This window comes from Candidatus Symbiopectobacterium sp. NZEC127, from assembly GCF_025962675.1.
Taxonomy (GTDB): Bacteria; Pseudomonadota; Gammaproteobacteria; order Enterobacterales; family Enterobacteriaceae; genus Symbiopectobacterium.
Genome location: NZ_JAGFPG010000001.1, coordinates 442724 through 466823, shown reverse-complemented (window position 1 = coordinate 466823; position 24100 = coordinate 442724). Strand labels below are relative to the sequence as shown.

Sequence of the window (24100 nt, the reverse complement as noted above, 5' to 3'; positions counted from 1 at the left end):
TTTCGCCGAGCGGCACCCCAGTCAGGAGCGCCGCCGCCGTTAACCTGTCGAAGGCTGGTGTTTCCCACAACGCGGTAGCATTTCCGCCGTGGTCCTTGGAAGGCCTTTGCCTTCTGCTAGTATACCAACGTTAGCCGTTTTTCTGCGTTTCCAACGCTTCCCAACGTGCGAAACACACTTCCAACGCTTGCTCCGCGTCTGCCAAAGCATCCAATACCTTTTGCGTTTCATCACGCGGACGGGTAAAGAAATCGGCATCATTCATTTGCGCCTGTAACGCCGCAATGGACTGCTCCAGTTGTTCGAGTTTCTCGGGCAGTTGTTCCAGTTCGCGCTGCTGGTTATAACTGAGTTTCCCGGTTTGACGTTTAGCGCTGGGTGCGCTCTGGGCACTCTCTTTACTCTCTGCGGATTTTTCCACCGCCGCCGCCATGGATTTACGCAGTGGCACCGCTTCAGCGCGCTGTTGCTGTGCATCATAATAACCGCCAACATAGCGGTTAATACGCCCATCACCTTCGAAAATCCAGCACTCAGTGACCGAGTTATCAACAAACTGACGGTCGTGGCTCACCAGCAACACGGTGCCTTGATAACTGTCAATCAGCTCTTCCAGCAGTTCCAGCGTTTCCACATCAAGATCGTTGGTCGGTTCGTCAAGGATCAGCAGGTTGCTGGGTTTGAGGAACAAACGCGCCAGCAGCAGGCGGTTACGCTCACCGCCTGACAGGGCTTTTACCGGCGTCATCGCCCGTTTGGGATGAAACAGGAAATCTTGCAGGTAGCCCAGCACATGGCGAGAACGGCCATTCACCATCACTTCCTGTTTGCCTTCGGCCAGGTTATCCATCACGGTGCGCTCTGGATCGAGCTCGGCGCGGTGCTGGTCAAAATAGGCGACTTCGAGCTTGGTACCGCAGTGAACGCGACCGTGCGACGCTTGCAGATCGCCCAACAGCAGTTTCAGCAGCGTGGTTTTGCCGCAGCCGTTTGGCCCCACCAGCGCTATCTTGTCGCTGCGCAGCACCTGTGCAGAGAATCCCTGCACCAGATTTTTGTCACCGATGTGATAATCGACGTTTTCCAGCTCAAATACGATCTTGCCGGAGCGCGCCGCCTCTTCCACCTGCATTTTGGCAGAGCCCATCACTTCACGGCGTTGTGAACGTTCCTGACGCATCGCTTTCAGCGCACGCACCCGGCCTTCATTACGGGTACGACGCGCCTTGATGCCCTGACGGATCCACACTTCTTCCTGTGCCAGTTTGCGATCGAACTCGGCGTTTTGCAGATCTTCTACGCGCAACGCTTCTTCTTTACCCAGCAGATACTTATCGTAATTGCCGGGCCAGGAGACCAGCTTACCGCGATCGAGATCGACAATGCGTGTCGCCATGTTGCGGATAAAGGAACGGTCATGGGAGATGAAGACGATGCTGCCCTGGAAGGTTTTGAGGAAACCTTCCAGCCAGTCGATGGTTTCGATATCCAGGTGGTTGGTGGGTTCATCCAGCAGCAACACTTTCGGCCCGCTGACCAATGCGCGGCCCAGCGCCGCCTTGCGCAGCCAACCACCAGAGAGCGAGGACAAGGGCGCATCCGCCGTCAGTCCCAATTGCGCCAACACGTCGTGGATACGATTCTCTAATTGCCACAACCCTTGGGTTTCCAACGTTTCCTGAAGTACCGCTAACTGGTTGAGGTTCTTATCGCTGGGATCCTGTTCGACCAGACGCAAGGCTTCATGGTAGCGTTTCAGGTAATCCGCCTGCTCGGCCACCCCTTCCGCCACAAAATCAAATACGCTGCCCGCGATGTCACGCGGCGGATCCTGCTGCAAGCGCGAGACGATCAGATCCTGCTCATAAACAATACGCCCATCATCCAGCCGCACTTCGCGCGCCAGGATTTTCAGCAGGGTCGATTTCCCCGCACCGTTACGCCCGACCAGACAGACGCGTTCATTTTCTTCAATGTGCAGTTCGGTGTTATCAAGTAAAGGCGCATCGCTGAACGACAGCCAGGCATCCGAGACGCTAATTAATGACATGACTTACTTTTCCTCGCCCGCGTGTCGCAGCAACCAGCAGTTGTGGATCTGGCGATTGCGGGCAAAATCTAATGAAAGGGTTTTCTCGCTGATTTCCGTGGCGCGAAGCCCAAGGGCTGCAATGCCCGCCTGATCCATCTGGAAACCGCGTTTGTTGTTGGAAAACAGAATGGTACCGCCTCGACGCAGCATACGCTGCAAATCTTTCATCAACGCCAGATGGTCGCGTTGCACGTCAAAGGCATCGGCCATGCGTTTCGAGTTTGAGAACGTAGGCGGATCGATAAAAATCAGATCGAACTGCTCGCGCGTTTCCTGCATCCATGACAGGCAATCCGCCTGAATAAGGCGATGCTGACGGCCTGCCAGGCCGTTGCTGCTCAGGTTTTTCTCCGCCCACTCCAGATAGGTGCGTGACATATCCACCGTGGTAGTACTGCGCGCACCGCCCAGCCCCGCGTGGACGCTGGCCGTGCCGGTATAAGCGAACAGGTTGAGGAAGTCTTTTCCTTGACTCATCTCGCCCAGCATCTTGCGCGCGATGCGGTGATCGAGAAACAGCCCGGTATCCAGATAATCGGTCAGATTCACCCACAGCTTGGCGTTATACTCCTGCATCAGCAGGAAATCGCCTTTCTGCGCCAGTTTTTCATACTGGCTCTTGCCCTTTTGCCGTTCACGGGTTTTTAACACCAGACGGTTGGCAGGCAGTTCCAACACGTGCAACGTGGCGTTGATGATATCGAACACGCGCTGACGCGCTTTTTGCGGATCGACGGTTTTCGGCGGCGCGTATTCCTGCACCACCACCCAACTGCCGTAGCGATCGATAGCCACATTGTATTCAGGGAGATCGGCATCATACAGGCGATAGCATTCTATCCCTTGCTGCTTAGCCCATTTTTCCAGTTTACGGCAGTTTTTGCGCAGTCGGTTGGCAAAATCCGGCGCAACCTCGGCGCTCACCCGCGGCACACTGGCGTCATCCGCCGAGGCGTCAGGCGCAGCGCTGATACGGTAGTTTTTCTGTACGCAATCCAGCGGCCCGTTTTTGGCCTTAAACTGGCGCTCAGCGCGCAACGGCAGGCTGGTTAATAGCTCCGGTGACGCGCTGAACAGCGACAGCGTCCAGCCACCGAACTCACTTTTCAGCTTGCGGCCCAGCATATTGTGCAGTGCAATCAGCGCCGGTTCACTCTCCAGACGCTCACCGTAAGGCGGGTTGCTGAGCACCGTGCCCGCCGGCCCTTGCGGCAGCGGATTACGCAGTTGCACCGCGTCCTGTACCGAGAGCGTAATCAATTCACCGACACCGGCACGGCGCGCATTGGCGCGCGCCAGCTCAATCACCCGGCTATCGTTGTCTGAACCGTAAAAGCGGGAGGTAGTGGTTTGCAGGCCTTGCTTGGCCCGCACCTGCGCCTCGGCCACCACCTCACGCCACAAATCGGCGTTATGGTTCAGCCAGGCGCTGAATCCCCAGTGATCGCGGCGCAGGCCCGGTGCGCGATCGGTGGCCATCATGGCGGCCTCAATCAGCAGCGTGCCGGAACCGCACAGCGGATCGATCATTGGCGTACCCAGTTGCCAACCCGAGCGCAGCACAATCGCCGCCGCCAGATTTTCTTTCAGCGGCGCAGCGCCGGTGCCTTCACGATATCCGCGCTGGTGTAAGCCGTCACCGCTGAGATCCAGCGCAATGCTGGCCGTCTCGCGTTGCAAAAACACATTGATGCGAATATCCGGTTGCTGTTTAGCCACGTTGGGGCGCTGACCGGTTTTACGCACGAAGCTGTCGACAATGGCATCTTTCACTTTCTGCGCACCGTACTGGGAATTACGGATTTCGTCGTTAGTGCCGGTAAAGTGAACCACAAAAGCGCTGTCAACCGAGAACACCGAGGTCCAGTCAATGGCCTGAACGCCGAGGTAGAGATCGAGATCGCTGTAAACCTTGCATTGGCCGAGCGGCAATAAAATGCGTGATGCCAGGCGACTCCACAGCAAGCTGTGATACATCAAGCGATCGTCACCCTGAAAATGCACGCCGCCTTGAACCAGGCTGCATTCCTGCGCACCTAACGCTTCAAGTTCACTTTTAAGCAGTTCTTCCAGACCACGCGCCGTGCTGGCAAACAGAGAATTCATAATACGACGACCACCAAGGTAAAAGGGTAGACCCAGACGACTTCGGGTTGCTTGAACGCGGTGAGTGGTTCGGGTAAACCGACACAGCCAGCGCACCTGCAATGTGAAGTATCACGGGTGTAAAACATAAAATTGAGGCGCATTATAGCTAATCCCAGCGACTTGTCATAAAGTTGCCGCGTTAAAACCTTCGAACAGATAGGCACTCTTGATGATTGGTGTTTCCCAACTGTACGTTCATCCGGTCAAATCCTTGCGCGGCTTGCAACTTTCCCATGCGTTGGCAACGCCCAGCGGTCTGGCGTATGACCGTTCCTTTATGGTGACGGAACCCGATGGGACTTTTATCACCGCGCGCCAGTTTCCCGAGATGGTGCTGTTTACACCGGCGTTGCTGCCTGATGGCTTGTTTCTCACTGCACCCGATGGCGCGCAGGCGCTAGTACGCTATACAGATTTCGCCCACACGCCGCAGCCGACCGAAGTCTGGGGCACGCACTTTTCTGCCTGCATCGCTCCCGATAACATCAACCAGTGGCTGAGCGGTTATTTTAAACGTCCGGTACAGTTGCGCTGGGTAGGTGATGCGCCCTCTCGTCGCGTGAAACGCTTTCCTGATATCCCGCTGGGTTTCGCCGATGGATACCCTTTTCTGTTGGTCAATGAAGCCTCTTTTCAAGCACTGCGCCAGCGCTGTAATGCAGGCATCAAGCTGATTCAGTTCCGCCCTAATATTGTAGTGACCGGCGCGGATGCCTTCGCGGAAGACAGTTGGCAGACACTGCGTATCGGTGAGGTGACCTTCGATGTGGTCAAACCGTGTAGCCGCTGCATATTAACCACCGTGAGCACCGAGCGCGGGCGCAAGCATCCCTCGGGAGAGCCGCTCGCCACGCTGCAAGCCTTCCGCACGGCGGAAAACGGCGACGTGGATTTTGGTCAGAATATGGTGGCGCGTCAAAGCGGTATCATTCGCGTGGGCGATAGCGTTGAGGTGCTGGCAACCAAGCCACCGCGTCTCTATGGTGCAGGGACCCCAGCCGCCACCTTGGATGCGCCGGTTCAGGCGGAACAAGGCCTTTCCCTGCACTATCAGGGCCAAACGCTGTCAGGCAATAATCAGCAGATTTTGTTAGAGCAACTGGAGCAGCACGGCGTGCGCGTGCCTTATTCGTGCCGGGCGGGCGTGTGCGGTTGTTGCAAAATGACACTGGTCAGCGGTGAGGTTTCGCCCTTAAAGCGGGGAGCCGTGCGTGAGGATGGCACTATTCTGGCGTGCAGCTGCGTGCCGCAAGGAGATCTGGTGCTCGCCTGACAAGCATCTTTCCCCTACACCACCTTGGCATAGGGGAAGGATGCCGATGGCATCGCCCCTGCCAGCGCGCTCTGCTGGGGCAACAGGCGGTCATGCATAATTTTAATCGCTTCACCTAACTGCATGGTTTTGCCGTTTAGCGTTAGCGCTTCTTGTGCCAACACGCACAGGCTGGCTTTTTCACCGTGTTCCACCACCATAAAGCAGGCAATCTCCTGGCTTTCTGCCAGCATTACCCAGACCGCATCGCCCATTTGCGGTGCCTGCTGTTCGTGGGGTTGCTGCGCAAAATACCAACTCTTGGGCATCAGGGGCTTTAAATAACGGTGAGCCACCAGCGCATTTAATATCAGCTCTGCCTGCAATTCATGCTGCAACGAAATAGGCTGACATTTTTCCTGAAAGGTGAAAAACAATGCGGCGTCATCAACACAAAATGATACCGGGGCAAACGCATCTGGCGTGAGCGTTTTGGCCGAAAAACGAGAACGAAATACCATGCCGTTGGCTAAATCCAGCATCATACGATCGTGTTCCGCGTCAAAATACCAGCGCCAATTGTCGTCAGGTTTTAACTTCATATTATTCACCTTCCCCTGGGCTATTCATCGACGCCGTTGCGTCTGCACACCACATACCATTGCCATCCTTGACAAGAAAACAGTTTATATCCGTCATACGCTTTGTGAGGGTATGTCAGTCGCGTTTTTTGTAAAAAAGAAGATTAATTGCACAAACGAGTAAAATATAGACTAGCTGGGGGAATAAATAAACCCCCAACGAGAAATGATGTGATGAAAAGATTAAATATGGGTAATGATATCTTTAATCAGGCGCGGTCCGTGAAAAATAAAGCCGGAATATATCTGTATCAGGGATGCACCCGCAGCCATTTTTTCCCGTGCGGCCATCAGTGAATCGACCCCACCAACGCCAATAATCGGCAACCGGCCGTTCATTTCTTGCGCCAAACGACGAATAACTTCGGTGCTGCGCTGTTGTAATGGACGCCCGCTTAATCCCCCGGTTTGCCCGCAATGATTTAACCCCTGAATCAAGTCACGATTCAGTGTGGTATTGGTGGCAATCACCCCATCAATGTGATGGCGTACCAAACTGTCTGCAATTTGGATCAATTCTTCGTCAGAAAGATCCGGCGCGATCTTCACGGCGATCGGCACATATTTCTGATGCTGTTGATGCAATGCATCTTGTTTATTTTTAATCGCCTGCAACAGATCGTCTAACGCTTCGCCGTATTGCAGAGAACGCAATCCCGGCGTATTCGGTGATGAGATATTGATCGCAATATATCCAGCGTGCGCATAGATCTTGTCCATGCAGATCAAATAGTCATCTTTCCCCTGCTCGACGGGCGTATCTTTATTCTTGCCGATATTAATTCCCAGCACACCGCCAAAACGGGATTTTTTAACGTTCTCGACCAGGTTATCAACGCCATGGTTATTAAAACCCATGCGGTTAATTAACCCTTCCGCTTCCACGACGCGAAACAGACGCGGTTTATCATTACCGGGCTGCGGACGCGGTGTTACCGTACCGACTTCAATATGACCAAAACCCATTGCCCCCAGCGCATCAATACAATCGCCATCTTTATCCAGACCTGCGGCTAAACCGAGTGGATTTTTAAAAGAGAGGCCCATGCAGGTAACTGGTTTGGTGGGAACGGATTGGCGAATAAGAAATTCAAACGGTGTAGTAGATAGACGACGTAACTGCTGGAAGGTAAATTCGTGAGCCCGTTCTGGATCGAGCTGGAAGAGTGCCTTCTTGATTACGGGATAGAACATAGTGTCTCCTGAGATCCCAAAAGTCATGCATGCAAAAACAACAATAAAGCGGGTGACTTCCTGACGCACGGCGGGAAATGGTAATGAGATCGTGAGGGAAAGTAAAACACTTATCACAGAAAACAGGTTCCCGCCCGGCGCGGGAACCTTGAGGTTGCTGAAAAAACGTTTTCTGAATGCCTGCGTTTCCCGGTGAATCACGACGAGGGGCACTCCGGCGGCTTACGCCACTACGACCCCATCGCCGCACTTCACCTAACAACAGACTTTCTCATCAATCTGAGATCCGCGCCTGATACGGGAACCTCGAGGCAGATTAGCTTTGTAGCGCCTTGCCAATTTTTTCGAACAGATCGCCAGACAGGTTATCCAGCGTTTTCAATTGCTCCAGAGCCTGGCGCATTAACGCCTGACGCGATTCATCATAGCGTTTCAACCGGATCAGAGGCTCGATCAACCGCGCAGCGACCTGCGGGTTGCGGGTATTGAGATCGCTGAGGATCTCGGTCAGGAAACGGTAGCCTTCACCGTCCGCTGCATGGAACGCGGCCGGGTTGGCGGCAAACGCTCCGACCAGCGCACGCAGGCGATTGGGGTTATTCAAGCTGAATGAACGGTGGTGCAGCAGCGCTCTCACTCGAGACAACACATCACTGGCCGGGCTGGTGGCTTGCAAGGTAAACCATTTGTCCATCACCAGACCATCGGTGTGCCAGCGATCGTCAAACTGCGCCATCAAGGCATCGCGCACCGGCAGTTGCGCACTGACCGCACTGGAGAGTGCCGCCAACGCATCCGTCATGTTGTCCGCCTGCTGATACTGCGCGCTAACCAGCGCATCAGCCTGAAGCGCTTCGCCAAACGCCAGATAATAGAGGCAAGTGTTGCGCAGCGCACGTTTGCCAATATCAGCATGTTCGATGCGGTACTCAGCGGTGGCGTTGACGCGATACACCGCGAGCCATTCATCGGCCAGCTCTGTCGCCAGCGTGCGAACCATCGCTTCGCGCACCGCCGCAATGGCTAGCGGGTCGATAATCTCAAACAACTCTGCCATTTCGTTTTCACTGGGCAGCGTCAGTATTTGTGCTGCCAACATCGGATCCAGCGCCGGATCCAGCAATACCCCACGGAACGCATCGGCCAGATGCAGGGGCAGCGAGAGCGGTTGGTGTTGCTGATAGCGCGCCACGTTGAGGCGAATATGGTTCGCCAGCAGGCTTTGCGCCGCATCCCAGCGCGAGAAATCATTGCGTGCGTGGCGCATCAGGAAGGTCAGTTGCGCATCGCTCCAGGCGTAGTTGAGCTTAACCGGCGCAGAAAACTCCCTTAATAAAGAGGGGATCGGCTGACTCGGCACATTATCAAACACAAACGTCTGCTCTGCTTCGGTCAGGTTTAGCACCGAATCGATCGGCTGGCCGGCATATTGCAACGGAATCACGTTGCCCTGCTGATCGTACAGCTCAATATCCAGCGGAATATGCAGCGGGCGTTTTTCCTGACCGTCCGCGCCCACGGGCGTTTTTTGACTGACCGACAGCAGATATTGCTGCGTTGCGGCATTGTAATCATCACGCACCGTCACCACCGGTGTACCCGACTGGCCGTACCAACGGCGGAACTGCGTCAGATCTACCCCCGAGGCATCTTCCATCGCCTGCACAAAATCATCACAGGTGGCTGCGCTGCCGTCATGGCGTTCCACATAAAGCCGCATACCCGCCTGAAAGTTATCTTCACCCAGCAGCGTGTGCATCATGCGGATCACTTCCGACCCTTTCTCGTAAACCGTCAGGGTGTAGAAGTTATTCATTTCGATCACCTGATCAGGGCGGATCGGGTGCGACATCGGGCTGGCATCTTCGGCAAACTGCGCACCGCGCATCACGCGCACGTTATCAATGCGGTTTACCGGGCGCGATCCCAGATCGGAGCTGAACTCTTGATCGCGGAACACCGTCAGCCCTTCTTTCAAGCTAAGCTGGAACCAGTCACGGCAAGTAATGCGGTTACCGGTCCAGTTGTGAAAATATTCGTGGCCGATCACCGCTTCGATGTTCAGGTAATCTTTATCGGTTGCGGTTTCCGCCTTGGCGAGCACGTATTTGGAGTTAAAGACGTTGAGCCCTTTATTCTCCATCGCGCCCATATTAAAGAAGTCCACCGCGACGATCATATAGATGTCGAGGTCATACTCCAGACCGAAACGGGTTTCATCCCATTTCATGGCATTTTGCAGTGAGGTCATCGCCCAACCCGCACGATCGAGGTTGCCGCGATCGACATACAACTCCAAGGCCACTTCGCGCCCGGAACGGGTAGTAAAGCTGTCGCTGAGCACATCGAAGTCCCCTGCCACCAGCGCAAACAGATAGCACGGTTTCGGGAACGGGTCCTGCCACTCCACCCAGTGTCGGCCATCGTCCAGGGTGCCCTGTGCGATGCGGTTTCCGTTGGAGAGTAAATAAGGATAGCGAACCGGATCGGCAGTAATACGCGTGGTAAAGCGCGCCAGCACATCGGGGCGATCCAGATAATAGGTAATGTGGCGGAACCCTTCCGCTTCACATTGGGTGCAAAGCGCAGCACCAGATTGGTATAACCCCTCCAACGCACTGTTGGCGGCGGGGTTTATCTCTGTGGCGATGCTGAGCGTGAATGCGGCGGGCAGTTGCGTTAGCACCAAGCCATCATCCTCAACCTGATAGTGCGGCCAGTCCTGGCCATCCACTGTCAGGCTTAACAGCGTCAGTCCTTCACCGTCCAGTTTTAACGGCGCCCCCGCCTCTCCCTGCCGAACCACCTGGCTCACTGCCGTGACGTGCGTTTTCTGCGCATCCAGAACAAAATCAAGCGCGATATCGCTGATGGTATAGTCCGGTGCACGGTAATCATGACGGTATTTTACTTGCGGCTGTTGATTCATAGGATGTTTACACCTCACTCTTTGCTTTGACAGTTCAGTTTATGCCTGTTACAACGATGTTGCCATGACTAAGTGAATGAGAATAATAACCATGTTAAAGCACGAATGGTCCTCTCTTTTCTGGCCGAATTATGATGTTATCTGGTGATAGCGACAACGCAGCGTGAATCAAGGTATACTCACCGAACGTTGCTGATGATTTTGATAGTGGAAACGCGTCTGACGAGGATGCTGTAACGCATTATGACTTTACACCCTTCCCCGATTTTGAACTCATTGCTGGATACGGATGCTTACAAGCTTCATATGCAGCAAGCGGTGTTTCATCATTATTATGATGTGGACGTTACAGCGGAATTCCGCTGCCGCGGCGATGAGCTGTTAGGGAGTTATGCAGAGGCTATCACCGCGCAGATTGCGCTGATGAGCCAGTTGTCACTCAGCGACGACGAGTTCGCTTACCTCTCTACGCTGCCTTTTTTTACCGCAGACTATCTACTGTGGTTACGCCATTTTCGCTTTAACCCACAGCAGGTTACCGTGAGCAACCATCACGGCAAGCTGGATATTCGTATTCGCGGCCCGTGGCGCGAAGTGATTTTGTGGGAAGTGCCCTTGCTGGCGGTCATCAGTGAAGTGATACACCGCTCGCGCACCCCGGACGTCAGCGCCGTGCACGCCGTGGCGCAACTGCGCCGCACGTTTGCGCAATTCCGTGAACGCAGCCAGGGTATCGATCTGAGCCATTTCAAACTGATGGATTTCGGCACCCGACGTCGTTTCTCCCGCGAGGTGCAACACGACATCGTGAGCATGTTGCAGCAAGAGTTCCCCTATTTGATTGGCACCAGCAACTACGATCTGGCGCGCCAATTGGGACTGACACCGGTAGGTACGCAGGCGCATGAGTGGTTTCAGGCGCATCAGCAACTCAGCGCGACATTGGCTAACAGCCAACGTGCCGCCCTGCACGCCTGGCTGGTGGAATACCCCGATCAGCTCGGTATCGCGTTGACCGATTGCATTACCATGGACGCGTTCCTGCGCGATTTCGATCTCGATTTCGCCAACGCCTATCAGGGTCTGCGTCACGATTCTGGCGATCCGATCGATTGGGGCGAAAAGGCCATCGCACATTATCAGCGCTTAGGCATTGATCCCATGAGCAAGACGCTGGTGTTCTCCGATAACCTGCATCTGGAAAAAGCGCTTACGCTCTATCGCCATTTTTCTCAGCGCATCAATCTGGTATTTGGCATCGGCACGCGTTTGACCTGCGATATTCCCGGCGTGACACCGTTGAACATCGTCATCAAGCTGGTGGAATGCAACGGTCGTCCGGTGGCGAAACTTTCCGATAGCCCCGGCAAAACCATCTGCCACGACGCCGCGTTTATTTCTGCGCTACGCAAAGCGTTCGATCTGCCGCGCATCAGAAAAGCCAGTTAGTCTCCCCGGCTGCTCAGTATTTAACCCAACGTTGCCGGAATGCGCAAAACTTGACGCATTCCGGTGATTTCTGCTTGTGTCCTGCCAGACGGCAAGTAACATAGCAAATCACCCTTAGGGGTTGACCCGTTAAATACCATTCATTGAGAAGAGAGAATTTTATGAGCGTAGTGCCTGTAGTCGACGTACTGCAAGGCCGTGTCGCCGTTGACAGTGAAGTCACCGTGCGCGGCTGGGTACGTACCCGGAGAGATTCTAAAGCCGGTATCTCCTTTATCGCCGTCTATGACGGTTCCTGCTTTAATCCGTTACAGGCGGTCGTAAATAATAATCTTCCCAATTACCAGAACGACGTTCTGAAATTGACCACCGGGTGCTCGGTCATCGTCACCGGCACCGTTGTCGCCTCTCCGGGCGAAGGTCAATCATTCGAAATTCAAGCGACCGCCGTTGAGGTGGTGGGCTGGGTAGACGATCCGGACACCTATCCGATGGCGGCAAAACGCCACAGCATTGAATACCTGCGTGAAGTTGCGCACCTGCGCCCGCGCACCAATCTGATCGGTGCTGTGGCACGCGTGCGCCACACGCTGGCCCAGGCCATTCACCGCTTCTTCCATGAGAACGGTTATTTTTGGGTCTCTACGCCGCTTATCACCGCGTCGGATACCGAAGGTGCCGGTGAAATGTTCCGCGTTTCCACGCTGGATCTGGAAAACCTGCCGCGTACCGAGGCGGGCAAAGTGGATTTCAGTGAAGATTTCTTTGGTAAAGAGGCGTTCCTGACCGTTTCTGGCCAACTGAACGGTGAAACCTACGCCTGTGCGCTCTCCAATGTGTACACCTTTGGCCCTACGTTCCGTGCCGAAAACTCCAACACCAGCCGTCACCTGGCTGAATTCTGGATGATCGAACCGGAAGTGGCCTTTGCCACTCTGGACGATGCCGCAGCGCTGGCAGAAAGCCTGTTGAAATACGTGTTCAAAGCCGTGCTCGACGAGCGCGCCGATGACATGGCGTTTTTTGCCGAGCGTGTAGATAAAGAAGCGATCAGCCGTCTGGAAAACTTTGTCAGCGCGGATTTTGCCCAGGTGGATTACACCGACGCTATCGAGATCCTGCTGAATTGCGGACACACCTTCGAGAATCCGGTGTTCTGGGGCGTCGATCTTGCCTCCGAACATGAGCGTTATTTGGCAGAGCAGCACTTTAAAGCGCCGGTGGTGGTAAAAAACTACCCGAAAGACATCAAAGCTTTCTATATGCGTATGAATGAAGACGGTAAAACCGTCGCGGCCATGGACGTACTGGCACCGGGCATCGGCGAAATTATCGGTGGTTCTCAGCGTGAAGAGCGTCTGGCACAGCTGGATAGCCGTCTGGAAGAGATGGGGCTGAATAAAGAAGATTACTGGTGGTACCGCGATCTGCGGCGCTACGGCACCATTCCTCATTCTGGTTTTGGACTCGGGTTTGAACGTCTGATTGCTTATGTTACCGGTGTACAAAATGTGCGCGATGTTATCCCTTTCCCACGTACTCCGCGCAACGCTAGTTTCTAAATACGCATTAAACATAAGTAAAACAAATAACTAGAAAAAAGACCGCGAATAAATCGCGGTCTTTTTTTTTCTTTCAGATAAGGCTCACAAAGTTCCCTGAAATTTACAAATTGAAACACAATCTTTCTTTTTGTTACCCGATTACGAACTTAGTATCATTTTTAGGGTAGATTAACGGGCGAGTGAATGGAACACTGCGTTCAGACACAGGAGGACACCAAACTTCCAGTGATAGTTCCGTAAGAGTTTTATTACTTTTTTCGAGAATTGTTGATGGCAGCGGCGGGTGTCTTAAAACACCAATGAGGGTAATAATGATGAAACGCAATATTCTTGCAGTAGTAATCCCGGCTTTGTTGGCTGCGGGTGCAGTAAACGCAGCAGAAGTTTACAACAAAGACGGCAACAAACTGGACCTGTACGGTAAAGTTACCGCTAAACACCGTTTCTCTGACAACGACGGTCAAAATGGTGATAAATCTTATGCACGTCTGGGTTTCAAAGGCGAAACTCAGATCACTAGCGATGTAACTGGCTATGGCCGTTACGAAGCTGAATTCGCTGGTAACAAAAGTGAAGACGGCGGTAATGACAAAGGTAAAGATGTTAAAACCCGTTATGCTTTCGCTGGTCTGAAAATTGCTGATTTCGGCACTATTGACTACGGCCGTAACATGGGTATCGCTTACGATTCTCTGGCATACACCGACGTTCTGCCTGAGTGGGGCGGCGATCAGTCCAACTCCGACAACTTCCTGACTGGCCGTTCTACTGGCGTTCTGACCTACCGCAACAAAGATTTCTTCGGTCTGGTTGATGGTCTGAACTTTGGCCTGCAATATCAAGGCAAAAACAACCACGACACACTGAACGAACGTAGCAATAGCAGCCCTGACACTCAGAATGGTGATGGCTGGGGTACCTCTCTGGAGTACGTATCTCCGGTTGGTGTAGGTATTGTTGCTAACTATGCTGCAATTAATCGTACTGATGAGCAAAACCAGTTTGCTACCGGTAAAGGTAAAAAAGCCGAAGCTTGGGGTACTGGTCTGAAATATGATGCTAACAACATCTACGTTGCAGCTATCTACTCTGAACTGCGTAATGCAAGCTATGTTGACGGCAGAAGAGACCCTGCTACGCCGCTGACCAATTTTGCTGACAAAACCAAAATCTTCGAAGCTGTTGCTCAGTACAACTTTGATTTCGGTCTGACTCCGTCTCTGGGTTACGTTTCTGCAAAAGCTAAAGATGACACCAACAACCGTAATGCGTACACCACTAAATACGTGAGCGTTGGTGCAACTTACGCGTTCAACAAAAACTTCTCCGTATACTCTGAATACGACATCAACTTGATCAAAGACACTAACGCTTACGGCGTGAATGACGATGACAAAGTTGCTGTTGGTGTAACTTATCAGTTCTAATTTCGTCTTATCACCACTGCATTACGCAGTCTGATAGCGAAAAAGACAGGGCCTTGCGCCCTGTCTTTTTGTTTTCTGCGACCTGACTATTAGCGCCATTTATGGCTACCGCTCCTGCCACAATTTTTCCTGTTAATTCACCTGCATTTTGATCGCAAACGGTTGGCAAAGCTTATGGCTAGCGGTAACCTGAAGGTTCTTGCCTAACCTCTGTCATGGAATAGCCATCAATGTTTGAACATATTACTGCCGCTGCCGCTGACCCGATTCTTGGCCTGGCCGATCTGTTTCGCGTCGACTCTCGTCCACAAAAAATCAATCTGGGTATTGGCGTATACAAAGATGAAACCGGAAAGACACCGGTGCTGGCCAGCGTAAAAAAAGCAGAACAATTCTTGCTGGAAAATGAAGCCACCAAAAACTATCTCGGGATCGATGGCCTGCCCGAGTTCGCCCTGCTCACGCAGGAACTGCTGTTCGGCAAGCAAAGCGCGATTATCAGTGAAAAACGCGCACGTAGCGCACAAACGCCGGGCGGCACCGGTGGCCTGCGTATCGCCGCAGAGTTTATCGCCAGCCAGACATCCGCCAAGCGCATTTGGGTAAGCAACCCAAGCTGGCCTAACCATAAAAACGTGTTCCAGGCTGCCGGGCTGGAAGTGTGCGATTATCACTACTACGATGCCGCCAACCACGCGCTGGACTTTGACGGCATGGTAAAAAGCCTCGAAGCGGTTCAGGCGGGTGACGTGGTGTTATTCCACGGCTGTTGCCATAACCCGACCGGTATCGATCCTACGGCGCAGCAGTGGCAAACGCTGGCTGATCTGTCCGTTCAAAAAGGCTGGCTGCCGTTGTTTGATTTTGCCTATCAGGGCTTTGCTCGTGGGCTGGAAGAGGATGCAGAGGGGCTGCGTATTTTTGCCGCATCCCACCCGGAACTGTTGGTATCCAGTTCCTATTCGAAGAACTTTGGCTTGTATAACGAACGTGTCGGTGCCTGCACGCTGGTCGCAGCCAATGCTGATGTGGCGGATAAAGCCTTCAGCCAGATGAAATCCATCATCCGTGCTAACTATTCTAACCCGCCGGCACACGGCGCGGCGGTGGTGGCGACCATCCTCGGCAACGAGGCGTTGCGTACTCTGTGGGAGCAGGAACTGACGGCGATGCGCGAGCGCATCCAACGCATGCGTCATCTGTTCGTCAATACCTTGCAGGAAAAAGGGGCGACGCAGGATTTCTCCTTTATCATTCAGCAGAATGGCATGTTCTCCTTCAGCGGCCTGACCAAAGAGCAGGTACTGCGTCTGCGCGATGAATTTGCGGTCTATGCGGTGAATTCTGGACGGGTTAACGTGGCGGGTATGACGCCGGAAAATATGGCTCCGCTGTGCGAAGCCATTGTGGCCGTGCTGTAATATGCCGTCAGGCATCCCCTGCTACGCCGGGGATGCCGATGCATTAATCGTGCACGAAAGGATTGGTCTTGCGCTCCTGCCCCAGCGTCGAAATCGGGCCGTGTCCAGGAATAAAGGTAATATCATCCCCGAGTGGGAACAATTTGGTACGGATAGACGTGATCAGTGCCTGATGGTCGCCCTGTGGGAAATCACTGCGCCCTACACCACCGTTGAAGATCACATCACCCACCTGCGCCAAGCGTGATGCCTTATCGATAAACACCACATGGCCCGGCGTATGTCCCGGACAATGCAACACGGCCAGCTCTGTGTTACCCACCGTCACCGAATCCCCTTCTTGCAGCCAGCGCGTCGGCGTTAACGGCGCACACTCTGTCAGGCCAAACATACGGCTCTGTGCGGGCAAACCATCGAGCCAGAAGGCATCAGCGGGGTGTGGGCCGATAATCGGCACCTGATAGTGTTCGGCCAGCTGCTGAGCCGCACCGACGTGATCGAGATGTCCATGCGTCAACAGGATTTGCGACACCTTTATGTCGCACTGCGCGACAGCGCGTTTGATTTTTTCCGCTTCGCCACCGGGGTCAACAATCGCCGCGTCGCGGGTTTCTTCACACCATAACAGCGTGCAGTTTTGGCTGAACGCCGTCACGGGAACAATCTGGTATTTCATAGCACTCCACTTCACGAAAAAGCACCCTTACGTGGCCCTCATCATGACACGGTCAGGCCGCAGGGTCTATCAGCGTGAAGGGTTACCAGCTCCGCGTCGGCCCGGTATCAATGTGCACGAAATTACTTTTAGGATAGTAGCCTACGCCGCCCGCTTTCAGTTTCAGCGCCGCTTTGCGAATATTGGTCAGTTGCACACCTTCGATGTGAAAATCCATCGCCTGACCTTTGGTGTGATAGCTCTGTTTGGCTACGCCGCGCGAATGGCTGCGCATTTCATTGTTGGTGTCCACCGAGCGATAGCCCGAAATCAGCTGCACCGGTTTGTTGGTGCCTAACATCACCTGTAAGCGATAAAGCTGATCGAACAGCGCAGGATCGATGGATTTGGTTTTATTGGCGCGGTAATCACGGAAGAAGTGGTTCAGACGGGACAATTCATCTTTGTTGTAACGGCGACCATCGAAGAATTCAGTTTTGAGGTACTCGCCCGTATTGAGGTTTGCCAGCGTGAGAATGCGCGGACGCGGGGTTGATAGCGTGGCAAACGCCTGACCCGGCAGCATGGCAGCCCCCAACGCGACTCCGCCCAGCGCCAGCCATCTGCGGCGATGATGATCGATGAATTCCATGAAGTGTGCCCCGGCTTAAAAGATGAACATAACGGCGACAAGAAACGCGCCGTTTGGCACCATAACCGTGCAGTGCAGTTGAGTCAACCCGCTTTACGACAGGGTATGCGGAGGATCGCGTAGATCCTCCGCGTCGATGTAAACCCTGTGACGGCGCTAACGTCCCAGAATATCAGCGGTTACTGGAGGAGTTGCCCTGCCTTGCCCAGGATGCCCGTCCCGCGTTTTACCGTATCATCATAATTGTAAATATCTGTGCGGAACTGGGGTTTGCCGTCGTCAGCCACCCAGGCCGTCAAATAGTACAGATTGACGGGAATACGCTGCTTGACCGGCACATAGGTGGTATTTCCCTGCGCCAGCGTGGAGGAAATGCGCGCATCGTTCCAACCGGCATCCTGCAACAGCAGTCCAGCCAGCTCGGAGGCTTTGTTCACGCGCACACAGCCCGAACTGAGCGCGCGAATGTCGCGCTGGAACAGCCCATGATTCGGCGTATCGTGCAAATAAATCGCTTCGGAATTGGGCATGTTGAATTTATAGCGTCCCAGCGAGTTGTTGGCACCGGGAGCCTGACGAATGCGATACGGGAAACGATCGGCCGATACTACGGACCAGTCAATCATGGTCGGATCGATGGTCTCCGCTTCGGAGTGCCAGCCAGAGAGCAGCGTATAGTTGTTCCGTTGCAAGTAGCTGGGATCCTTGATGACCTTGGGAACGATATCCTGGCGAATCAGCGTTGTTGGCACGTTCCACGGCGGGTTAACCACCACGTTATACAATGAGCTGCTCATCAGCGGCGTTTTGCGTTTCGGTTGTCCGACAATCACGCGCGAAGAGAGGCGCTGCGTACCGTTTTGATAATAGTTCAACGAATAATCAGGGATGTTCACCATGATGCCGGTGCTGACATTATCCGGCACCAGGCGCAGGCGCTGAATATTGAGCGCCAGCAGCGCGGCACGGGTTTGCGGCGAAACGTTCAGCCAATCCCGCGTCCGCTTGCCAATGACGCCGTCGGCTTCCAACCCTTGCCACTGCTGGAAGCGTTTAACCCCCTCGACCAGATCGCCCGTGTAGGTATCCGGTGACGGTGCAGCCGCGTCGGCAGCAGCAGGTTGCTCATTGAACAGGGTAATGGTCTCTGGGGTGGCAAGCATACCGGTGCGTTGCAATATTTCACGCAGTACCGCCAGATCCTGACTTTGCTGTTCAGGACGCAAGGTATCCGACATCGTCAACACCGGCCAGGGACGCGTGTCCAACAACAGCGTTTTCAACGCCTGATGCATCTTGGCATATTGTGAATGGCGCGGTGCCAGCGATGAGACAAACCCGACGCCATTGCCCGCGACCAGTGCCTGCCGCCATTGCTCCACGCGCGCAGGCGCGGGCGGCTGCAAACGGTAGGGGACGCTGCTGTAGAGCCAGTCGGTGCCGTTACGCTCCACGCCATCAACAAATTGCAGATAGCCCAGCATGGCATCCGACAACAGCACGTCGCGCGCCATCCCGTTGATACTGGCATCAGTCAACCAGGTAACCCATTGCGTAAACTGCGGCTGAACCCCTGACAGCGCCACTTCCGCCAACTGCTGCTGAAGCTGCACCACGGCATGCTCATCCGCCCACAGCCGTTGTGCCGGATGCAGTGCGTAGAGTGAGGTAATTTCTGAAAGATAATGCGGTTTGACGCCTTTCGCCGCCAGTGCCTGTAACGCCGCCGCGCTGGTTTCGTGCGAAACGGTGCCTGCGGTATGCGAAGAGACACTCGGCGCGGCATGGGGAATTACCGTCGCCTGCCCGATTGCCGACAACGAACAGAAAGAAAACAGGCCCAAGGCCCACAGCGTGCCAACACGGCACAGCGTGCTCTGCGCTTTTTGCTCACATAACAACATCCATTTATCCCCTGTATTCAATAAACGCGATATCAGCCACGATATTTTTATCGGCAATGAAAGCCACAAGGTCCAATGGATATGACTCCCCAACACACGTTATGCAGAAACTGATTGTTATAAAATAGCGCAAAACGGTGAGATGACTTGCCACTTTAATTATTCGCTCATCATCACAGTTAGTATATAAAGAGACAACGTTTTTTGCGCCACTTCCCGCAGGATTATTTCACTGGTCCGTCATGTGTGCGGCGCAAAAAAGGGAAATAGAGAGACAAAAAAAGAGGCCGTTTAACACGGCCTCTGCACGTTACGTCATAGGGTTATCGCTACGATGCCTGCACCTGCGGCGTTTCATTCTCACTGCCAAAACCGCGCAGTCCAACCACGTGCACATGCTCCTGATTCTGGAACACTTTACGTACCAGCTTGTAGGTGGTGCCTTTTTCCGGACTGATATTTTCCGGTGCGGCAATCACCAACTGCATTTCCAACCGTTCGCACAGCTCGAATAATGTGGCGATGGATTTCGCATCCAGACGCGCGGCTTCATCGAGGAACAGCAAACGACAAGGGATAATATCTTTGCCGCGCAGGCGCTTGGATTCATCTTCCCAGCTCTGCACCACCATCACCAGAATCGACATCCCGGTCCCGATCGCTTCACCGGTGGAGAGCGCGCCGCTTTCTGCACGCAACCAGCCATCGGCACCGCGATTGACCTCCACTTCCATCTCAAGGTAGTTGCGGTAATCGAGCAACTCCTCACCGATGGTTTGCGGCGTGCGCTGACCCATATCCACTTCAGGGTTGAGGCGTTGGTAAAGTTTCGCCAGCGCTTCCGAGAAGGTCAATCGGTTGCTGCTGAACAGATCCTGATGCATCTCTTGCTGTTCCGAGAGCACATTGAGCAACGTAGTGTGCGTTTCGCGTACGTTGACGTTCAAACGCACGCTTTTCACCTGCCCGAACGCGACTGCCTGCAAGCCCTGGTTCAGCATGCGAATGCGGTTTTGCTCACGCTGAATGGTTTTACGGATAATATTCGCCACGCTCTTGGAACTGATCGCCAACATTTTTTCACGCGCGGTCAGCTCTTCCGTCAGACGGTTAAGTTCAATTTCCATCTGCTCGATGGCTTCAACCGGGTCATCGGTGCGAATAATGTCCTGACGAATACGTTCACGCAGATGCTGATAAACAGCGATATAGAACTGCACTTTGCGCTCAGGCCGCTTCGGATCTTCCGAAGCACGCAGTACGTCGCGCAGATGTTCATTATCCGCAACCGCCAGTCGCAATGCCCCCAACGCCTTATCCGACATAGAACGCAATTCGTCTGCGTCCATGTAGGCCAGTTCGCGTCGGTGCAAACGGCGCTCCACGCCATTATCCTTCACCAGCCGCATCACGGCACACCAGCCCGCTTTCGCCGTTACCACCTGTTCACGCAGTTGGTGGTAATCGCGCTCCACCTTGCGCAATTTCTTCTGCAAACCATCCATTTCCGCTTCACAGAAGGTAATCTGCTTCTCCAACTGGTTACGGCGCGTGCGGTTGGCACTCAGGGCGGCATGCAATTCATCCCGGCGGGTGCGGGCGCGCGCTTCGGCATCCGCATCCGCGCGCACGCCGATCTCCTGCAACTCCTGAATAAGCTCTTTGTGCATCTCATTTTTGGCTTCATGCGCGCTGCGCAACGACGCCTGCACCTGGCTGTACTGCGTTAACTGTGCCTGCTGCTGGCGCAGTTGCTCACGCGAACGGGTACGCTCGGTTTCTGCCTGCTCTAACCGTTGACGCAATTTGTCATTCAAATCGGCATTTTCACCCAGCATGTCCGCTGAGTCGCTATAGCCGAAGTGGGCTCGCCGTTGCACCACTTCCGTTATGGCAAACGCCTGCTGTTTAGCCTGACGCTGTGCGCTTTGTGCCTGGGTGTACTGCGCCCGCAGTTGTTCATGCTGCTGTGGATCGCTTTGCAGCACCGCCACCAGCGGTTCCAGTTTCACCAGCGACGCACCGTGCTGTGCAATAAAGTGTGCGGACTCTTCTGCGGCATCCAGCTCGTCGCGAATCTCTTCGATCCGGTCGTGCAACGTATCATCACACAGCAGGCTGACGCGCGGGATCAGGCGGTTCAGCAGTGAAACGCACTCTTTGGCCTGATCGTATTGCTGACGTTGCTGCTGGTTTTCTGCATCAAAATTGTTGATGGCGCGGTCCAACTCTCCGCGCCGTGAACTCAAGGGGCGCAGCGCCGCCTCAGGATCGTTATCGAACGCAATAGCCAGGTGAGAACCGATAAAACGGCTGAAAGCCTGATGCAAACGTTGGGTTTTCTGCACGTCAAACGACAGCGTAGCGTACTGCTCCGCCAGCGCTTCACGTTCGTCACGCAAGCTCTCCAGTCGATTTTCACGCGCCGCGCGGCCAAACAACGGCACCTCAGGGAAACGCGAATAGCGCCACTGACGATCGGCGATTTTAACCACCACCGCTTTTTGCAGCTCTTCTACCGCGAACACGCTGTCATCGAACGATTGCGGATCCCCTTCAATCAGATAGAGATCTTCCGGGCAGTCATCCAGCCCTTCAAGCTGATCACGCACCAGCGACAAATCGGCGACAACGATGCCGTGGCGTGACGGCCCGTACAGCGCGGAGTAATACGGCGCATCATCAAGGGTAACGTCATCATAAATTTCGGACAGCAACACGCCGCCAAAACGTTCTGCCAGCGCGGTCATTCGCGGATCTTCTGCACCACCCGGCTGACTTAAGCGTTCGATTTGATCGTCAATGTGACGCTTGCGGGCCGCCACATCATCACGCTCTACCGTGATTTCACGCTCGCGCTCCAGCAGTTGCTGCAAATGCTCGGTCACTTCCTGACCATCAGCAAAGGTTGCGCCACTTTGTTCGGTCAGTTGCGTCAAGGCTTCCTGCGCCGCCAGCCACACCGGTGCCCGCGCGGTTAATGTCTGGATTTGCTGCTGGATCTGCTCCAGTTCCTGACGCAGCGCCAAACGGCGCTCCCCGGCTTCCGCAACCAGCGCAGAGAGGGTTTCAATCTTCACCTCCAGTTCCTGCTGCAAGCTGTCTAAGTCTTCCGGCTCACAGGACTGACCATAGCGTTTACCAAACTCTTGCAGCAGGCGTTCCGCTTCCTGCTGTTCGCGCAGGCGCTGCTCCAGCTCGGCCAGGCGACCGCGCAGGGGATGCACACGCTCGGCCTGATAGCGCTGGGAGGTACTGTCGCGCAGCACATCACGTGCCGCTTGCCAGGCCTCACTGCGCGCAACGTTACCCACAATCTTGCAGACTAACTGATAGGCTTGTTCAAATTGGCTATGTGCCGCATCGGAGACACTCAGGGTTTGTTCCAGTTGCAGCAACAGCTCAGTCGCTTCCTGCTCCCGCGCGTGGAAGGTTTCCAGCCACTCGTCGGCGTTATCTGCGGTTAAGTCCGGCAACTGACACAGGGAACGAGCACGCTCCAATGCCTGTTGCGCCTGTTGATACTGGATCGCCCGGGTCTGCTGCACGTCCAGCGCCTGCTGGTAGTCGGCGAGCTGGCTTTTCAGTTCATCCACTTCCAGCTCGGCAGCCTGCGCGCGCGCATCGTTCTCTTCGAGCAGCTCGCGCGCTTCTTCTACTACGATGTCCTGCTCTTCCAGACGCGAGCGCAGCTCTTCCAGATCGCCGTCGTAACGCTCAATCTTTTCCTGCTGACGCAGCGCCGTTTGCACCAGATTGAGGTGGTCACTGGCGGCCTGATGATCGGTTTCCAAATCGCTTTCGGCGTCCGTTTGTTCCGCCAGCTCGCGCGCCATTTCCACGTGACGGTACTGTTCATGCACCAACTGTTTGCGGCTACCAAACAGGTCATGACGCAGCGCCAGCGCACCGTCCAGATGCACCCGACGCTCATTGGCATGGCGCATATAGTCGGCGGCCACGTAGGATGTGGCTTCCGAAATCAGGTGTTTGAACAGATCGCGATCCGATTGTGTCACCCGGATGGCTTCCAGTGTCATCCGGTTTTCACGCAGTGCCGCTTCCATATCCTGGAACGCCTTGCGCACCCCGCTGTTTTCCGGCAGCAGGTAATCACGCAGCGATCGGGTAATCGCGCTGGAGATCCCGCCGTACAGAGAAGCTTCAATCAGGCGATAGAATTTACTGCGATCGGAAGCGGAACGTAACCGACGAGGCACCACGCCCAAATCAAACATCAGCGCATGGTAATCGGTAATGGAGTTGAACTGTTTGAACAGCACGCCCTCCATCTCTTCCACTCGCTCTTTCAGTTCTTGCAGCGTCAAAACCCGAACCTGGCGTTCGCCCAATGACTGGGTCAGCACCTGCGTCGGTTGCAACGTGGTGGGCAGCCCTTGGATGGCGAAGGGTTTGATATCGACCTTTTTATCACGCCCGGCGACCTGTTGCAGACGCACCCCGACCAGCACGCGCTGATGGCGGGAATTGACGACGTCTAACGTGGCATAACACACGCCAGCGCGCAGCTTGCCGTGCAACCCTTTATCACGTGAGCCGCTGGTGGCTCCCGCCTCGGTGGTGTTACGGAAATGCAGCAGCGTCAAATCCGGGATCAGCGCGGTGATAAAGGCCGCCATCGTCGTCGATTTCCCCGCGCCGTTACCGCCGGACAGTGTGGTGACCAATTCGTCTAAATCGAAGGTACGGGCAAAAAAACCGTTCCAGTTGACCAGCGTCAGTGAGCGAAATTTACCGCGTTCAATCATTG

14 protein-coding genes are annotated in these 24100 nt (G+C 54.5%); 5 read left to right on the top strand and 9 right to left on the bottom strand.

Features of this window, described 5'->3' with window-relative positions:
• Positions 1 to 130: 130 nt before the first annotated feature.
• The gene (locus J5069_RS02060) at positions 131 to 2050 is read right to left on the bottom strand and encodes an ABC transporter ATP-binding protein (protein ID WP_264642283.1); all 1920 of its coding nucleotides are present in this window, start codon (positions 2048 to 2050) and stop codon (positions 131 to 133) included.
• 3 nt (positions 2051 to 2053) lie between these two features.
• On the bottom strand, positions 2054 to 4198 hold the full coding sequence (gene rlmKL / locus J5069_RS02055; RefSeq protein ID WP_264642282.1) for a bifunctional 23S rRNA (guanine(2069)-N(7))-methyltransferase RlmK/23S rRNA (guanine(2445)-N(2))-methyltransferase RlmL: 2145 nt from the start codon (positions 4196 to 4198) through the stop codon (positions 2054 to 2056).
• Between the two features lie 211 nt (positions 4199 to 4409).
• On the opposite strand from rlmKL, the gene J5069_RS02050 reads away from it, so the two are divergent.
• Entirely contained in the window at positions 4410 to 5513 is a 1104-nt protein-coding gene (locus J5069_RS02050; protein ID WP_264642281.1) for a YcbX family protein, read from the top strand.
• Positions 5514 to 5527: 14 nt separating this feature from the next.
• On the opposite strand, the gene J5069_RS02045 is transcribed toward J5069_RS02050, so the two are convergent.
• The 3 genes from J5069_RS02045 to pepN form a co-directional block, all read right to left on the bottom strand.
• Positions 5528 to 6094 carry a cell division protein ZapC gene (locus J5069_RS02045; protein WP_264642280.1) on the bottom strand — a complete coding sequence of 189 codons (567 nt, stop codon included), beginning with the start codon at positions 6092 to 6094 and terminating at the stop codon, positions 5528 to 5530.
• Positions 6095 to 6316: 222 nt separating this feature from the next.
• Positions 6317 to 7327 (bottom strand): quinone-dependent dihydroorotate dehydrogenase, encoded by a 1011-nt coding sequence (gene pyrD, locus J5069_RS02040; RefSeq protein ID WP_264642279.1) that lies wholly within the window; start codon positions 7325 to 7327, stop codon positions 6317 to 6319.
• Positions 7328 to 7643: 316 nt separating this feature from the next.
• Positions 7644 to 10256 carry an aminopeptidase N gene (pepN, locus tag J5069_RS02035; RefSeq protein ID WP_264642278.1) on the bottom strand — a complete coding sequence of 871 codons (2613 nt, stop codon included), beginning with the start codon at positions 10254 to 10256 and terminating at the stop codon, positions 7644 to 7646.
• A gap of 243 nt (positions 10257 to 10499) precedes the next feature.
• Here pepN and pncB point away from each other — a divergent pair, with 243 nt between their 5' ends.
• The 4 genes from pncB to J5069_RS02015 all read left to right on the top strand — a co-directional run bounded on the left by pncB (position 10500) and on the right by J5069_RS02015 (position 16118).
• Entirely contained in the window at positions 10500 to 11705 is a 1206-nt protein-coding gene (gene pncB, locus J5069_RS02030) for a nicotinate phosphoribosyltransferase (protein WP_264642277.1), read from the top strand.
• A gap of 161 nt (positions 11706 to 11866) precedes the next feature.
• Positions 11867 to 13267, top strand: a complete 1401-nt coding sequence (gene asnS, locus J5069_RS02025; RefSeq protein ID WP_264642276.1) for an asparagine--tRNA ligase — start codon at positions 11867 to 11869, stop codon at positions 13265 to 13267.
• Positions 13268 to 13581: 314 nt separating this feature from the next.
• Positions 13582 to 14697, top strand: coding sequence for a porin (locus J5069_RS02020; protein WP_319801654.1), 1116 nt, complete (start codon positions 13582 to 13584; stop codon positions 14695 to 14697).
• 230 nt (positions 14698 to 14927) lie between these two features.
• A complete protein-coding gene (locus tag J5069_RS02015) occupies positions 14928 to 16118 on the top strand; it encodes an amino acid aminotransferase (RefSeq protein WP_264642275.1) in 1191 nt (396 codons plus the stop codon).
• 43 nt (positions 16119 to 16161) lie between these two features.
• Here the strand turns inward: J5069_RS02015 and J5069_RS02010 are convergent, their stop codons facing one another.
• From J5069_RS02010 to mukB, 4 genes are all read right to left on the bottom strand, one after another.
• Positions 16162 to 16794, bottom strand: coding sequence for an MBL fold metallo-hydrolase (locus tag J5069_RS02010; RefSeq protein ID WP_264642274.1), 633 nt, complete (start codon positions 16792 to 16794; stop codon positions 16162 to 16164).
• Positions 16795 to 16876: 82 nt separating this feature from the next.
• Positions 16877 to 17425, bottom strand: a complete 549-nt coding sequence (locus tag J5069_RS02005) for a YcbK family protein (RefSeq protein WP_264642273.1) — start codon at positions 17423 to 17425, stop codon at positions 16877 to 16879.
• A gap of 179 nt (positions 17426 to 17604) precedes the next feature.
• On the bottom strand, positions 17605 to 19329 hold the full coding sequence (gene ldtD / locus J5069_RS02000) for a L,D-transpeptidase (RefSeq protein WP_264642272.1): 1725 nt from the start codon (positions 19327 to 19329) through the stop codon (positions 17605 to 17607).
• Between the two features lie 329 nt (positions 19330 to 19658).
• Positions 19659 to 24098 carry a chromosome partition protein MukB gene (gene mukB / locus J5069_RS01995; RefSeq protein ID WP_264642271.1) on the bottom strand — a complete coding sequence of 1480 codons (4440 nt, stop codon included), beginning with the start codon at positions 24096 to 24098 and terminating at the stop codon, positions 19659 to 19661.
• Positions 24099 to 24100 lie beyond the last annotated feature (2 nt).

What these genes read in the sequence shown, in the direction of transcription:
- J5069_RS02060 (WP_264642283.1), bottom strand. Translation starts at nt 2,050, where the DNA reads ATGTCATTAATTAGCGTCTCGGATGCCTGGCTGTCGTTCAGCGATGCG.
- rlmKL (WP_264642282.1), bottom strand. Translation starts at nt 4,198, where the DNA reads ATGAATTCTCTGTTTGCCAGCACGGCGCGTGGTCTGGAAGAACTGCTT.
- J5069_RS02050 (WP_264642281.1), top strand. Translation starts at nt 4,410, where the DNA reads ATGATTGGTGTTTCCCAACTGTACGTTCATCCGGTCAAATCCTTGCGC.
- J5069_RS02045 (WP_264642280.1), bottom strand. Translation starts at nt 6,094, where the DNA reads ATGAAGTTAAAACCTGACGACAATTGGCGCTGGTATTTTGACGCGGAA.
- pyrD (WP_264642279.1), bottom strand. Translation starts at nt 7,327, where the DNA reads ATGTTCTATCCCGTAATCAAGAAGGCACTCTTCCAGCTCGATCCAGAA.
- pepN (WP_264642278.1), bottom strand. Translation starts at nt 10,256, where the DNA reads ATGAATCAACAGCCGCAAGTAAAATACCGTCATGATTACCGTGCACCG.
- pncB (WP_264642277.1), top strand. Translation starts at nt 10,500, where the DNA reads ATGACTTTACACCCTTCCCCGATTTTGAACTCATTGCTGGATACGGAT.
- asnS (WP_264642276.1), top strand. Translation starts at nt 11,867, where the DNA reads ATGAGCGTAGTGCCTGTAGTCGACGTACTGCAAGGCCGTGTCGCCGTT.
- J5069_RS02020 (WP_319801654.1), top strand. Translation starts at nt 13,582, where the DNA reads ATGATGAAACGCAATATTCTTGCAGTAGTAATCCCGGCTTTGTTGGCT.
- J5069_RS02015 (WP_264642275.1), top strand. Translation starts at nt 14,928, where the DNA reads ATGTTTGAACATATTACTGCCGCTGCCGCTGACCCGATTCTTGGCCTG.
- J5069_RS02010 (WP_264642274.1), bottom strand. Translation starts at nt 16,794, where the DNA reads ATGAAATACCAGATTGTTCCCGTGACGGCGTTCAGCCAAAACTGCACG.
- J5069_RS02005 (WP_264642273.1), bottom strand. Translation starts at nt 17,425, where the DNA reads ATGGAATTCATCGATCATCATCGCCGCAGATGGCTGGCGCTGGGCGGA.
- ldtD (WP_264642272.1), bottom strand. Translation starts at nt 19,329, where the DNA reads ATGTTGTTATGTGAGCAAAAAGCGCAGAGCACGCTGTGCCGTGTTGGC.
- mukB (WP_264642271.1), bottom strand. Translation starts at nt 24,098, where the DNA reads ATGATTGAACGCGGTAAATTTCGCTCACTGACGCTGGTCAACTGGAAC.